This window comes from Pseudomonas sp. FW305-7 (assembly GCF_058786735.1).
Genome location: NZ_JBYSZA010000004.1, coordinates 21,267 through 35,455 on the forward strand (window position 1 = coordinate 21,267; position 14,189 = coordinate 35,455).

At 59.7% G+C, this 14,189-nt stretch carries 11 protein-coding genes; 9 read left to right on the plus strand and 2 right to left on the minus strand.

The window, feature by feature from the left end:
- Positions 1-77 precede the first annotated feature (77 nt).
- Positions 78-2,522: a TonB-dependent siderophore receptor gene (locus tag AC3WMT_RS07150; RefSeq protein ID WP_103303548.1), complete on the plus strand. Its 2,445-nt coding sequence runs from the start codon at positions 78-80 to the stop codon at positions 2,520-2,522.
- A gap of 55 nt (positions 2,523-2,577) precedes the next feature.
- Here the strand turns inward: AC3WMT_RS07150 and curR are convergent, their stop codons facing one another.
- On the minus strand, positions 2,578-3,162 hold the full coding sequence (curR, locus tag AC3WMT_RS07155; RefSeq protein WP_103303547.1) for a TetR family transcriptional repressor CurR: 585 nt from the start codon (positions 3,160-3,162) through the stop codon (positions 2,578-2,580).
- A 210-nt stretch (positions 3,163-3,372) separates the two neighbouring features.
- On the opposite strand from curR, the gene AC3WMT_RS07160 reads away from it, so the two are divergent.
- The 7 genes from AC3WMT_RS07160 (at position 3,373) to AC3WMT_RS07190 (ending at position 12,305) form a co-directional block, all read left to right on the plus strand.
- A complete protein-coding gene (locus AC3WMT_RS07160) occupies positions 3,373-4,050 on the plus strand; it encodes a type 1 glutamine amidotransferase domain-containing protein (RefSeq protein ID WP_103303546.1) in 678 nt (225 codons plus the stop codon).
- Positions 4,051-4,159: 109 nt separating this feature from the next.
- Positions 4,160-5,284 (plus strand): alkene reductase, encoded by a 1,125-nt coding sequence (locus tag AC3WMT_RS07165; RefSeq protein ID WP_103303545.1) that lies wholly within the window; start codon positions 4,160-4,162, stop codon positions 5,282-5,284.
- Between the two features lie 103 nt (positions 5,285-5,387).
- Positions 5,388-6,926, plus strand: coding sequence for a cryptochrome/photolyase family protein (locus AC3WMT_RS07170; RefSeq protein WP_103303544.1), 1,539 nt, complete (start codon positions 5,388-5,390; stop codon positions 6,924-6,926).
- Positions 6,927-7,079: 153 nt separating this feature from the next.
- The gene (locus AC3WMT_RS07175; protein ID WP_103303577.1) at positions 7,080-9,992 is read left to right on the plus strand and encodes a PAS domain-containing hybrid sensor histidine kinase/response regulator; all 2,913 of its coding nucleotides are present in this window, start codon (positions 7,080-7,082) and stop codon (positions 9,990-9,992) included.
- Positions 9,993-9,999: 7 nt separating this feature from the next.
- Complete coding sequence (locus tag AC3WMT_RS07180; protein ID WP_103303543.1) at positions 10,000-11,235, plus strand: MFS transporter; 1,236 nt, start codon at positions 10,000-10,002, stop codon at positions 11,233-11,235.
- A gap of 72 nt (positions 11,236-11,307) precedes the next feature.
- Positions 11,308-11,571, plus strand: coding sequence for a hypothetical protein (locus AC3WMT_RS07185; RefSeq protein ID WP_103303542.1), 264 nt, complete (start codon positions 11,308-11,310; stop codon positions 11,569-11,571).
- Positions 11,568-12,305, plus strand: a complete 738-nt coding sequence (locus tag AC3WMT_RS07190) for a Fic family protein (RefSeq protein WP_103303541.1) — start codon at positions 11,568-11,570, stop codon at positions 12,303-12,305. Before AC3WMT_RS07185 ends, AC3WMT_RS07190 begins: the two co-directional genes overlap by 4 nt.
- A 92-nt stretch (positions 12,306-12,397) precedes the next feature.
- Here AC3WMT_RS07190 and ycaC read toward each other — a convergent pair whose 3' ends face one another.
- On the minus strand, positions 12,398-13,030 hold the full coding sequence (gene ycaC, locus AC3WMT_RS07195) for an isochorismate family cysteine hydrolase YcaC (RefSeq protein ID WP_103303540.1): 633 nt from the start codon (positions 13,028-13,030) through the stop codon (positions 12,398-12,400).
- A 326-nt stretch (positions 13,031-13,356) separates the two neighbouring features.
- Between ycaC and AC3WMT_RS07200 the strand changes: the two genes are divergently transcribed.
- Positions 13,357-14,106 carry a helix-turn-helix transcriptional regulator gene (locus AC3WMT_RS07200; protein ID WP_103303539.1) on the plus strand — a complete coding sequence of 250 codons (750 nt, stop codon included), beginning with the start codon at positions 13,357-13,359 and terminating at the stop codon, positions 14,104-14,106.
- Positions 14,107-14,189 lie beyond the last annotated feature (83 nt).

The window sequence follows — 14,189 nt, forward strand, 5'->3', positions numbered from 1 at the left end:
ACCGTTCTTGTTTGTGTCCGGTTTTCATTTCTCATCCCTCCTATCTCCTGACACTTCAAAACAAACAGGAGAATGTTGTGCTCAACACGTGGCCCCGTACCCTTCCCGTCGCCGTTGCCGTTGCCCTGGCAACTCTGGCGAGTTCAGCGCTGGCGCAAGACCTGAGTTTCAACCTGCCGGCCGGCCCTCTCGCCAGCACGCTCAATGCGATTGCCGGGCAGAGCGGGCAAATCATTTCGCTGGAGCCGGCCCTGGTGCAGGGCAAACGCGCGCCAGCGGTGATTGGCCAGATGCCGGCTGAACAAGCGCTGCAAAAGGCGCTGGCGGGCAGCGGTTTGCAGCTACGCGTGACCGGGCAAGGCAACTTCAGCGTCGAGCCCGCCACCGACAGCAGCGCAGCGCTGCAATTGGGTGCCACCAACATCGTCGAACGCAGCTACGGCGCCACCACCGAGGGCTCGGGCTCCTACGCAGCAAAGGCCGTGACCATCGGCAAAGGCACGCACACCCTCAAGGAAATTCCGCAGTCGGTCACCGTGATGACCCGCAAGCAAATGGACGATCAGGGCCTTACCGATCTCAAGGACGCGGCCAACAAGACCACCGGCCTGGTCGGCGTTCAGGGCGTGGGCAAAGGCATGATTCTCACCTCGCGCGGTTTTCAGATCGACGACTGGCAGTACGACGGCGTGCCGATCACGCGTAACTCCTACGCCCTGGGCAACTGGGCGACCCAAGACCTGATTTTCTTCGATCGTCTGGAGATTCTCCGTGGCGCATCCGGCCTGCTGCAAGGCGCCGGCAGCCCCGGCGGCGCGGTCAACCTGGTGCGCAAACGCGGCCAGAATGCCCCGACCGTGACCATCACCGGCAAGGCCGGCTCTTGGGATCACTACGGTTTGCAACTGGATGCCGGTGGGCCGCTGAACTCGACGGGCACGGTGCGCGGGCGCTTCGTCGCCGATGAAGACCAGAGTCAGTCGTTCGTCGATTACGAATGGAGCAAGACTCACTCGCTGTACGGTGCACTGGACTTCGACCTGAGCGACGACACCACATGGGGCGTGGCGGTCAGTAACTCCGAGGGCGAGTCACGACCAATGATTCGCGGCCTGCCACGCTACTCCGACGGCAAGCCGCTGAATGTGCCGCGCTCAACCTACGGTGGCGCTCGATGGAACCATTTGGACATCGACGTCACCACGCTTTATACCGATCTGGAACACCGCTTCAATGATGATTGGGCGTTCAAGGTCGGCGCCGTGCGCATGAGTGAAACCAACAAAGGCAAAAGCCAGCGTCTGCAAACCAGCGGCGACGGGATCAAGCCCGATGGCAGCGGTATTCAATACGCCGACTTCGTCACGGACTTCGACGCGACCAAACTCGGCCTGGACATGAACCTCAGCGGCCACTTCGAAGCCCTATCGATGGAGCACGAAGTGATGCTGGGCGGTAACTACGCCAAGTACACGTCCGACGATAAATTCGCCCGAACCTTCAACAACAACACCACCGACACGATCTTCGACATCGACCACGACCGTCCCGAAATCAGCTACGAAGGTTTGCTCAATACGCCGGGCGGCCGCGCCACGCCGAGTAAATACGATATCCGCCAAAAAGGCCTGTATGGCAGCTGGCGCGTCAAACCGATCGAACCACTGACTTTGGTGCTTGGCTCGCGGGTGAGTTGGTATGACTACAACTACCAGTCTGCGACCCAAGTCGCCTTCAGCGACGTCGTTACGCCCCTTCCGGACAGCACCGCGAAGGAAACCGGTGTGGTCACACCCTACGCTGGCATCATTTACGACCTGAGCCGCGAATGGGCGGTGTATGCCAGCTACACCGATGTGTTCGAGCCGCAAACCAACCGCGACGCCAGTGGCCAGACGCTCAAACCGGTGGTTGGCAGCAACTATGAGGTCGGGCTCAAGGGTGAATTGCTGGACGACCGGGTCAACACCTCCCTGGCGCTGTTTCGCTATGACCAGGAAAACCGTGCCGTCAACGACCTCGCGTCGGGCATGATCTGCGACGGTTGGTATTGCTCCAACGCCGCCGGCAAAGTCCGCAGTCAGGGCATCGAAGCCGAGATCAGCGGCGAAGTCCTGAACAATCTGCAACTGTTCGCCGGTTACACCTACAACACCACCAAATACCTCGATGACCCGGACAATGAAGGCAAAGTCTTCAGCACCTGGACGCCGAAACACATGCTGCGAGTCTGGGGCGACTACCAGTTCAGCGGCGATTGGGAGCGGGTCAGCACCGGTCTGGGTTTCACCACCCAAAGCCACACGCTGGGTTATGAACACACCTATGACGTCGCCGGTTACACCGTGTGGAGCGCCCGTCTCGGCTACCAGTTGAGCAAGGAAATCGACCTGGCGGTGAACGCCAACAACCTGTTCGACAAGCGCTACTACACCGCTGCCTACAACCAGCTCAACGGCAACAACAACTTCGGCGACCCGCGCAACGTGATGTTCAGCGTGAAGTACACACCGGAGTTCTGAGTCATCGGTTTAGCGTCGATCCGCGGGACTCGCTGCCGGCGGATCAACCTGAACATCAAACAGCCAAAAGTTGCCGGGTGGTCGCCATCGACGTATCCAACGATTGCCCGGTACGTTGCAGCTTGTTCAGCAGACTCGCCCCCAGCCAGAGCTGATACAGGGTTTCCGCCAAGTGCCGGGCATCTGCGGCCGGCAGGCTTTTTTCCGCCTGGCCCTGCTCGATGCACAGGGTAATGCGCGCCACCACTTGTTCGGCACCATCACGCAACGTGAGGCGCATCGACTCGGACAGGTCGGCGACTTCGGCACTGAGCTTCACCACCAGACACTCATCACCATGCCCTTCGAGGGTGCAGCGATCCTGCCAGCCCTGCCAGTAATCCATCAGCCGTTCATAAGCGTTCAGCCCTGGCAATGTCAGGCGCCGCTCCATGTCCGCGAGATAACCGACAAAGTAATCCGCGAGCAGGGCCTGGCCGTAGAGCTCCTTGGATTTGAAGTAGTGATAGAACGAGCCCTTGGGCACGCCGGCGGTTTGCAGGATTTCATTGAGGCCGACACTGGTGAAGCCCTTCTCGGCCATCATCCGGTGGCCGGTGTCGAGCAAATGTTGGCGGGTATCGTCGTAGGTCGCTTTCATGGGGCACAAAATACCAGGCAATAGACCAGTCGTTTATTTCAGAGGAACGGAAGTTTGCCACACCTGTCACTGAAAAAGCTTCGGCTAAAAAATTACTAGACGACTGGTCTAATTGGAAACTATGCTGCGCTCCGACATGCAATCTTCCGGTGTCGCCGCTGTGCAAATCCGTTGTGCAGCGACGCCACTCGATCAACCCCAGGGTGCTCTATGAAAATCTTGATGGTTCTGACTTCGCACGATCAACTCGGTAACACCGGCAAGAAAACCGGCTTCTGGCTGGAAGAGTTCGCCGCCCCCTACTACGCCTTCAAGGACGCCGGTGCCGACGTCACCCTGGTCTCGCCAGCCGGCGGCCAGCCACCGCTCGATCCGAAAAGTGACGAGCCCGACGCGCAGACCGCCGAGACCGACCGCTTCCGCCAAGACCCGGCAGCCCAACAGGCGCTGGCCAACACCGGGCGCCTGGCCGAGGTGAGCGCAGATGATTTCGATGCCGTGTTCTATCCAGGTGGCCACGGCCCGCTGTGGGATCTGGCCGAAGACCAGCAGTCGATCGCCCTGATCGAAGCCTTCGACCGCAGCAACAAGCCACACGGTTTCGTCTGCCATGCGCCGGGCGTGCTGCGTCACGTTGTGAATGCTCAAGGAAATCCGTTGATCCAGCATCGCGAAGTCACCGGTTTCACCAACTCGGAAGAGGCAGCGGTCGGCCTGACGGACGTTGTGCCGTTCCTGATCGAAGACGAGTTTCAGCGCCTCGGCGGACGCTACTCCAAAGTCGCTGACTGGCAGGTGCATGTGGTCGCCGATGGCCAACTGGTCACCGGCCAGAACCCGGCCAGTTCCGCCGCTGTGGCCGAGAAACTGTTGAAGATGCTCGGCTGACGCCGGCGCCGTAAAAAGCCATCCGAACGCCGTGCGCGTGCCGCACGGCGTTTTTTTTTCATCCGCTCAATAGACGACTGGTCTAATAAGCCCCTCCACAAGGTTCCCCATGAACAACAGCCTTTATTTCACTCCCGCGAAACTCGGCCTTCACACCCTGAAAAACCGTATTGTCCTGCCACCACTCACCCGCCAGCGCAGCACCCAACCGGGGAACATCGCCAATGAACTGATGGCCGAGTATTACCAGCAGCGCGCCGGCGCCGGTTTGCTGGTGACCGAGGGCACGCAGATCGAACCGCGTGGCCAGGGTTACGCCTGGACACCCGGCATTTACACACCGGAGCAAATTGCCGGATGGCGCAAAGTCACCGACGCCGTGCATGCAGTCGACGGCGTCATCTTTGCCCAACTCTGGCACGTCGGCCGCGTGTCCCACAGCGCCTTGCAACCGGGTGGCGCAGCGCCGGTTTCGGCGTCCGCCGTCGCCACCGGTCGGGTCAGCGTGTTCATCGAAACCGCGCCCGGCAAAGGCGAACTGGTGCCGCCATCGGCACCGCGAGCGCTGAGCACCGACGAGGTTCAGGAACTGGTCCAGCTTTATATTCAGGCCGCGCGCAATGCGATGGACGCCGGCTTCGACGGCATCGAACTGCACTGCGCCAACGGCTACCTGGTCAACCAGTTCATCTCCGCCCACAGCAATCTGCGCACCGATCAGTACGGTGGTTCGTTACAAAACCGCCTGCGTTTTCTCCGCGAAGTGGTCGCGGGCGTGGCCGAGTGCATCGGCAAGGAAAAAGTCGGCGTGCGTTTCGCGCCGTTGTTCACCACCACCGATGAGGCGCGCACGTATCTGGGCATGGTCGAAGAAGATCCACACACCACCTATATCGAAGCGATCAAAATCCTCGAAGCGGTCGGCATTGCTTATCTGTCTATCGCCGAAGCCGATTGGGACGATGCGCCCGCCATGCCGCAAACCTTCCGCCAAGCAGTACGCGAAACCTTCAGCGGCGCGATCATCTACGCCGGGCGCTACAACGCCGAATCCGGGGCGCGATTACTCGACTCCGGCCTCGCCGACCTGGTGGCCTTCGGTCGACCGTTCATGGCCAACCCGGATCTGCCCGCGCGAATCGCCAACGACTGGCCGCTGAATGCCCTCAACCCGGCCACGGTTTACGGCGGCAACGCCGAAGGTTACGTCGATTACCCGACGTATCCCGGCTGATCAAAAAAACCTATACAAAAACACAATTCCGTACAACTATCTGAACAAAGGTTCCTAAACCACTGGCTTCTCCTTTGCCTCTCATCAAGCTGAATCCGTTCGAATGAAAGCAACCCACCGGCTGTGCCTGGTCCTCGGTGACCAGTTATCTTTCGATCTCGCCTCGTTGCAGGGGCTGGATCGCGAACGCGATACCGTTCTGCTGGTCGAGGTGATGGAGGAAGCCAGCCACGTGCCTCATCACCCGCAAAAAATCGTGCTGGTGTTCAGCGCCATGCGGCACTTTGCCGAAACGTTGCGCAGCCAGGGTTTTCGGGTGCAGTACGCCCGCCTCGACGACCCTGAAAATACCGGCGCCGTGCCAAGCGAGTTGCAGCGCTGGCACGCGCTTTTACAGCCAGACGAAGTGCACCTGAGCGAAACCGGCGACTGGCGTCTGGAGCAATCGCTGCGCGAGTGTGGTCTGGCGATCCATTGGCACAGTGACAGCCGCTTTCTCTGCTCACGCGGCGAGTTCGCAGATTGGGCTGCCGGCAAAAAACAGCTGCGCATGGAGTTCTTCTACCGCGAGATGCGGCGCAAGAGTCGCCTGTTGCTCAACGGCGACGGCAGCCCGGTGGGCGGCGCATGGAATTTCGATGCCGACAACCGCAAGTCACTGCCCAAAGGCGTCAAGCCGCCCTACCCGCTCAACTTCTGCGCAGACTCCATCACCGTTGAAGTGATCGCGCTGGTGAAAGAGCGTTTCGCCAGCCACTACGGTTCCGTGGAGGATTTCAATTACCCGGTGACACACGCCGATGCCCAAGCCCTCTGGGAATACTTCGTGGATTTCGGTCTGGCCGGTTTCGGCGATTACCAGGACGCCATGGCCAGCGACGAACCGTTTCTGTTCCATGCACGGATCAGTGCTGCGCTGAACATCGGGCTGCTCGATCTGCGCCAGTTGTGCAGTGACGTAGAGGCCGCCTATTGGTCGGGCAGCGTCGCCCTGAATGCCGCCGAAGGCTTCATTCGGCAATTGATCGGCTGGCGGGAATACGTGCGGGGTGTGTATTGGCTGAAGATGCCCGACTACGCCGAAGGCAATGCATTCGGTAACCAAAGACCCTTGCCGGAGTTCTACTGGACCGGCGACACGCAGATGAACTGCATGCGCCAGGCGATCGGTCAAAGCCTGAAACACGCCTATGCCCACCACATTCAGCGACTGATGGTCACCGGCAACTTCGCTTTGCTGACCGGCATCGCGCCGAAGCAGATCTGCGAGTGGTATCTGGCCATTTACATGGACGCCTTCGACTGGGTCGAGCTGCCGAACACGTTGGGCATGGTTATGCATGCCGACGCCGGTTATCTCGGTTCCAAGCCCTACTGCGCCAGCGGTCAGTACATCAAGCGGATGTCCGATTACTGTCGCGATTGCGTCTACAAGGTCAGCGAAAGCACCACGGATAACGCCTGCCCGTTCAATGCGCTGTACTGGCATTTCCTCATGCGCCACGGCGATGTGCTGCGCAGCAATCAACGCATGGGCATGCTCTACAAAAACCTCGACCGCATGCCCGCGGACAAGCAACAGGCCCTTTGGCAACGGGGCCAGGGGCTGCTCGACAGGCTGGATAACGGGCAGTCGTTTTGAGATCAGGCTGCGCCGCGCTTCACGGCTGCAACTTAAGCATGAGGCGCCGTGTCAATGAGTGACCCGTAGTGTTCGTTTGCCACAAAAATCAATAAGGCATGAGTGGTGGAAACCCTGAAAGATCTTACTCGTGAGGCGCTTGAAGCTGAGGTTCTGCGCCTGCGCCAGGCGCTCGAAAGTGCCGCATTGCCTTCGCCAGACGCCTGTGTTCCGCACGATCTGGCTACGCAACTCTCCGCCAGCCGAGCGGCGCTGGCCAGCAGCGAGGCACGCCAGCGAGCGATCTTCGAGTGCGCGATCGATTTCGCCATGGTCGTTACCGACCCGCAGGGCACCATCACCGAATGGAACTCAGGCGCCGTCAATGTCATGGGCTGGACGGCCGAGGAAATGCTCGGCCACAGCGCCGAGCGCTTTTTCACGCCGGCGGATCGTGCCGCTGGCCGTATAGCGCTGGAAATGCAGCGCGCGCTGCTGGAGGGACGCGCCTCCGATGAACGTTGGCACCTGCGCAAGGATGGCCAATTGTTCTGGGCGTCAGGCGAACTGATGCCGCTTTACGCTAACGATCAAACACATCTGGGTTTCGTGAAAATCCTGCGTGACCGCACCGGCGAACATCTGGCCGGCCGTGCGCTCTTCGACACTCAAGAGCGCTATCGCCTGGCGGTCAAGGCGACCCGCGATGCGGTCTGGGACTGGGATTTGCAAAGCGGACAGATTGTCTGGAACGAAGCGCTGCAACAGGCTTACGGGTTCCCGCCGGCCGCCATTGACCCGAGCATCGATTGGCGCTTCGCGCAGATCCACCCACAGGATCGCGATAGCGTCAGGACCTCGATCCGCTCAACGATTGACGGAAAAGGTTCGACCTGGAGCGCCGAGTATCGCTTCCGTTGCGAGGACGGTTCCTACGCCGAGGTGCTCGACCGCGGTCACGTGATCCGCAACGCCGACGGCCAGGCCGAACGCATGATCGGCGCAATGCTCGACCTGACCCGCTCGCGCAGTGCCGAAACCGCACTGCGCCTGAGCGAGGAACGCTTCAGCACCATTCTGGAAACCATCGAAGCGGCCTTCGCCATCGTCAAAGTCAAATTCGACGCCGACGACCGCCCGGTGGATTACTTTTTCGTCGAGGCCAACCCGGCATTTGAGCGTCAGTGCGGCGTCAACCTGCGCGGCAAATGGGTGACCGAGTTTGCGCCGAATCTGGAGAAGTTCTGGTTCGAGACTTACGGGCACGTTGCCAAGACCGGTGAACCGGCGAACTTCGAGAACTACGCCAACACCTTCGAGCGCTGGTTCGACGTGCGGGCGGTGCGCGTCGGTGACCCGGCAGATCGTCAGATTGCTATCTTTTTCAGCGACGTCACCGCACGCCGCGACGCCGAAGAGCGACTGCGGATCAGCGAAGCCGTCGCCCGGGAAAACGTCGAGCGCGTGCAACTTGCCCTCGCCGCCGGCGCCATTATCGGTACTTGGCACTGGGACCTGCCGAGTAATCGCTTCGCCGTGGACGAAGGCTTTGCCCGGGTGTTCAACCTCGACCCGGCGCTGGGTCGCGAAGGCTTGAGCCTGGAACAAGTGGTGATGACCGTACACCCCGACGATCAGGCTGGACTCACTGGCGCGATCACGGCGGCAATAGCCCGTGGCGGCGCCTACTCGCATCAGTACCGAGTGCGCGGCGCCGATGGGAAATACAACTGGATCGAAGCCAACGGCCGCGTCGAATGCGCCGACGACGGTACCCCGTTGCGCTTCCCCGGCGTACTCATCGATGTCGAAGACCGGCGCAATGTCGAGGCCGAACGTGACCGTGCCAACGCAGCCTTGCGCGCGCTCAACGACACCCTCGAACAACGTGTGTTGGCGCGCACCGCCGATCTCATGCAAGCCGAAGAAAAACTGCGACAGTCGCAGAAGATGGAAGCGGTCGGCCAACTGACCGGCGGCCTGGCCCATGACTTCAACAACCTGCTGGCCGGCATTTCGGCCGCACTGGAGCTGATGGAAAAACGCATCGCGCAGGGTCGCCTGAAAGACGTCGACAAGTACATGGCCACTGCTCAAGGCGCGACCCGCCGTGCCGCCGCCCTGACCCATCGACTCCTGGCCTTCTCCCGACGGCAGACGCTCGATCCGCGTCCGACCGACGTCAACACACTGATTGTCGGGATGACCGAGTTGATCCAACGCACCGTCGGCCCGAGCATTCGCTTGCAGACGCTGGCGGCACCCGATCTGTGGCCGGCGCTGGTTGACGCCAGTCAGCTGGAAAACGCCCTGCTCAATCTGTGCATCAACGCCCGCGACGCGATGCCAGATGGCGGGCGCATCACCGTTGAAACTTCCAATCGATCCATTGCGCTCGAATCTGCCCGCACCCTCGATATGCCTGAAGGCGAGTACCTGTGCCTCTGCGTCACCGACACTGGCACCGGCATGAGCGCCGAAGTCATCGCCAAGGCTTTCGACCCGTTTTTCACCACCAAACCGCTCGGCCAGGGCACCGGCCTGGGGCTGTCGATGATCTACGGGTTCACCAAGCAATCCGGCGGTCAGGTGCGCGTGCACTCGCAAGTCGGGCAAGGCACGACGATGTGCATTTACTTGCCGCGTTATCGCGGTGAGGCACAGCAAAACCACGATGCCACCCACAGCACCAGTACGCCGGTGGCCAAGGCCGGTGAGACCATATTGATCGTCGACGACGAGCCGACAGTGCGCATGTTGCTCAAGGATGTGTTCAGCGAGCTCGGCTACACCGTGCTGGAAGCCGCCGACAGTGTCGAAGGCCTTGAAACGTTGCGATCGCGTGTCCACATCGACCTGCTCATCACCGATGTCGGTTTGCCCGGTGGCATGAACGGCCGGCAAATGGCCGAAGCGGGCCGGGAAATCCGCCCGAAACTGAAAACCCTGTTCATCACCGGTTACGCCGAAAATGCCGTGATCGGCAGCGGCCAACTCGGACCGGGGATGCAAGTCCTGACCAAGCCATTTGCCGTCGACACCCTGGTGGCACGGGTCAGCCATCTGCTGTCTGCCAATTTCGAGTGAGGCTGCTGTGAGCAATCAACTGGATCGCCGCAATAACCTGTCACTGGACAGCCTCAATTTTTTCCTCGCCGACGTGCGCGACGGGCTCGGGCCGTACCTGGCAATTTACCTGTTGGCGGTGCATCACTGGGACCCGGCCAGTATCGGCGTGGTCATGACCCTTGCCGGCATCGCCGCGCTGATCACCCAGACACCGGCCGGCGCACTGGTCGACAGCAGCCGCAGCAAACGCGCGCTGATAGCCGTCGCGGCACTGCTGGTGACCGGCAGTTGCCTGGTGCTGCCCTTCGTCACGTCCTTCACTCTGGTGGCATTGACTCAAGCCTTGAGCGCAGCGGCGGCCTCAATCTTCGCCCCGGCCATTTCCGCGATCACCCTGGGCATGACCGGCCCGCGAGCGTTCACCCGGCGCACCGGGCGCAATGAAACCTTCAACCATGCCGGCAACGCCTGCGCGGCCTTGCTCGCCGGACTGTTCGCCTATCTGTTCGGCCCCGTTGCGGTGTTTTACTTGATGGCAGCCATGGCACTCGCCAGCGTGATCGCCATCCACTTCGTCAGCGCAGATGCCATCGACCACGACCTGGCCCGCGGCCTCGACCCCACTGCGGACAAGCATCAACCCTCCGGTTTGTCTGTGCTGCTCAGCAACCGGCCACTTTTGTTGTTTGCCATTTGCTGCGCACTGTTTCACCTGGCCAATGCCGCGATGCTGCCGCTGGTGAGCCAGAAACTCGCGCAAACCAATCTGCAAATGGCCACGCCACTGACGTCCGCGTGCATCGTCGCGGCGCAACTGGTCATGGTTCCGGCTGCGCTGCTGGTCGGTGCCAAAGCCGATGAGTGGGGACGCAAACCCCTGCTGCTGGCGGGTTTTCTGATCCTGCCTCTGCGCGGCGTGCTCTACACGTTATCTGACGATCCCTATTGGCTGGTCGCGGTGCAAATGCTCGATGGCGTCGGCGCGGGTCTGTTCGGCGCGTTGTTCCCGATCATGGTGAAAGACCTCACACAAGGCACCGGTCATTTCAATATCAGCCTGGGCGCACTGACCACCGTGTTTGGTCTCGGTGCGGCACTGAGTAACGGGCTGGCCGGGTTTGTCGTGCAAGGCGCCGGTTATAGCGCTGCGTTTCTGACGTTGGCGGGGATTGCGGCGGTGGCCGTTGTGTTGCTTTGGGTGGGGGTTCCGGAGACGTTGCGTGGGGCGCCGACTCTCGGGCTCGCGTCCAGACATGGCTAGTCGAGGGCTCGCTCCTGTGACTGTCGAAACGACACCGTGCTATGCTCCGATAGAGAATACGAGGGATTCCAAATGCCTGAATCAACCACAGACAGCGTTGCGAATGAAGTTCGCCAGCTCGCACAGGAACACAAGGTTACCGCCGACCGTGACAGCCTGAGCTGCATGGCGGTCACCATCACGCGCCTGGCTGGTGATGTCGTGGAACTGGACGGTATTGAGCAATTACTCGTGAACCTCAAAAGGAAGGGCATTCTTAGCAAAACAGAAATCATGGCCCTGCAAGGACGTTATCTGCAGGAAAAAAGACGTTGCAAAAAGCAACTCAGCGCATGACTTTTGACCCCTTCGGCGATTTCGAGACTGAAGGTTATCTTCAAAACACACTCAAACTCCAAGACCCTGTCGAAGTAAAAGAGGCGGAGCACCTCTCATTCGAAGCCAGTATCGACGACGCTCTTGCCTATCTCGCCAAGAAAAAGCCGATCGACTACACAACGGTCCTGAAAACACATGAAATCCTGTTCTCCGGATTTTACCCTTGGGCGGGCAAAGACAGGTACGAGCTAGTCCCCCACTTGGCGGTTTTCAAAGGTTCGAAGGATGATCCGCATCACACAATATTCGAGCGCCCGGACCTGATCAGAAGGTCCGTCGAATACGCCCTTGAACTCGCAGCCAACAAAAAACGTTTCCGTGCCCGACCTGGCGAGGTAATGGGTCAGCTGGCTTCTGCTCATCCTTTTCTGGATGGGAATGGTCGCACCATTCTGCTCGTTTACATGGAACTGTGCTTTCGGACCAGATTCGCCATCAATTGGTCGGAGACGAGCAAGGATAATTATTTACGGGCGCTCAGTGACGAAATTCGAGATCCTTTTCAAGGCCATCTGGATGGTTATCTGGCACCGTTTATCAGCGACATCTCCAGTCGTGAAGAATGGCCGCAAATGATTGGCGGTATCAAAGGGCTGGACGGTCTGGACAAGGAAGGCATCACGTACGAGAGTCTGGATGATCCTGAGGTTCAGCGGCTCTATAAATCGTATCGGACAATACCTCTGAAATGATGATCATCTCTGCGTTTTGACTCGGTTTACAAACATCAGAAAAAAGTAAGAGCCTGCTGGTCAGAGCAGGCTCTTCAATTAGCAACGCCGGTTTATTTTTGCAAAGCCGTCAGCGCCGAGTAGCTGTTCATCAGATTGCGGTAGTTAGGAATCCGCTGCGACAGCAGATTACCCAGCCCTTCAATGTCGTTGCGCCAGTCGCGGTGCAGCTCACACGCCACCGAGAACCAGTTCATCATCTGTGCGCCAGCCTGGGTCATGCGACTCCATGCAGCCTGTTGCACGGTGGTGTTGAAGGTGCCGGAGGCATCGGTCACCACGAACACATCAAAGCCTTCGGCCAGCGCCGACAATGTCGGGAACGCGACGCAGACGTCCGTCACCACACCGGCGATGATGATCTGCTTGCGACCGGTGGCTTTGATCGCCTTGACGAAGTCTTCGTTGTCCCAGGCGTTGATCTGGCCAGGGCGAGCGATGTATGGCGCGTCCGGGAACATCTCTTTCAGTTCCGGCACCAGCGGGCCATTCGGGCCTTGTTCGAAACTGGTGGTGAGGATGGTCGGCAGGTCGAAGAACTTCGCCAGATCGGCCAGCGCCAGCACGTTGTTTTTGAACTCGTTCGGCGAGAAGTCCTGCACCAGCGAAATCAGACCGGTCTGGTGATCGACCAGCAGCACTACGGCGTCGTCTTTGTTGAGGCGGTTGTAGGTTGGAGTGTTCATCTGTGCATTCCTTTTCAGTTGTGTGAGTTCTTGTTGCGTTCAAGATGGGCACAGATTACTGACACACTGAAACGGGATAAATCAGCTGAAAAGCGTTTCACCGTCAACTCAGAAAGGACAATCGCTCAGACGTCACGGTGTTTTCGGCGCAGGACTTCGCAAGAGGGAGAAGCCATGCGGTTATTAACAAATAACCCCTTCATTCAGCCGTCACTCAAACGTTGTACTAGGATAGGATCCAATTCCTGCAGCAATTGTGCGTTCAAGGAGATCGTAGACGACGCTGCCGGGACGTTTGTAAACCCGCAAATTCATGGATGACGTATATGAATTCATACCTGTTCCCCCACATCGGCAAAGTCATTGCGAGTACCGGCAGCCGGCATTTCCCGCGCATGCTGCATGACCTCATCCGCACCCAACTGGCGGTGGATGCCACGCACATTCGCCAGATGCGCGTCGAACCCGTGGGGCGCACCGCGAGCCGCAGTGAATCCGAACCGATGAAAGATCCGGCTCTGCTGGCCGAAACGGTATTCTCCGAACACAGTACTGCGACGCCCGACGCTGTGTCGCCACCTGAGTCTTCGGCGTGCGCAGACGCCTCGCAATTGCATCTGACCCGCCGTAAGGACGGTTACCGTTATGTGATTTCGGTGTACCGCAACGGTCAGTCCCAGCGCTTTTCCGCGCAGGAACGCAGCCTATTGCAAGACATTTCCCCAGTCCTGTTGCCGATGGTGGAAAAACACATCAACGCACTGCAGCCTGCCAGCATTGACGCCGCGCGCCCCTGCGAGGCCGCCGAAGGCTCGGGGCTGGAAACCCTGCGAGGGCGTTTTACCGAGCGCTTGCAGCAATTGGGGCTGAGCCTGTCGAATCGCGAAACCGAAGTGTGTGTCGGCCTGCTCGCCGGCCGCACCGCGCCGGAACTGGCCGAGCAGTTGCAGTTGAAGGTCAACACGGTGGAAAGCTATCTCAAACGTGCAGCCATCAAGCTCGGTATCAGCGGCCGTCATTCGCTGATGCGCTGGATGTATTCGCCAATGGAAACCTCCGCTTCAAGCGCTGCCTGACCATCCCGTTTATTGCGTACGACTTCAGATCCATCCCCCTCACCCCAGCCCTCTCCCCCAAGGGGGCGAGGGGGAAAGGGAGC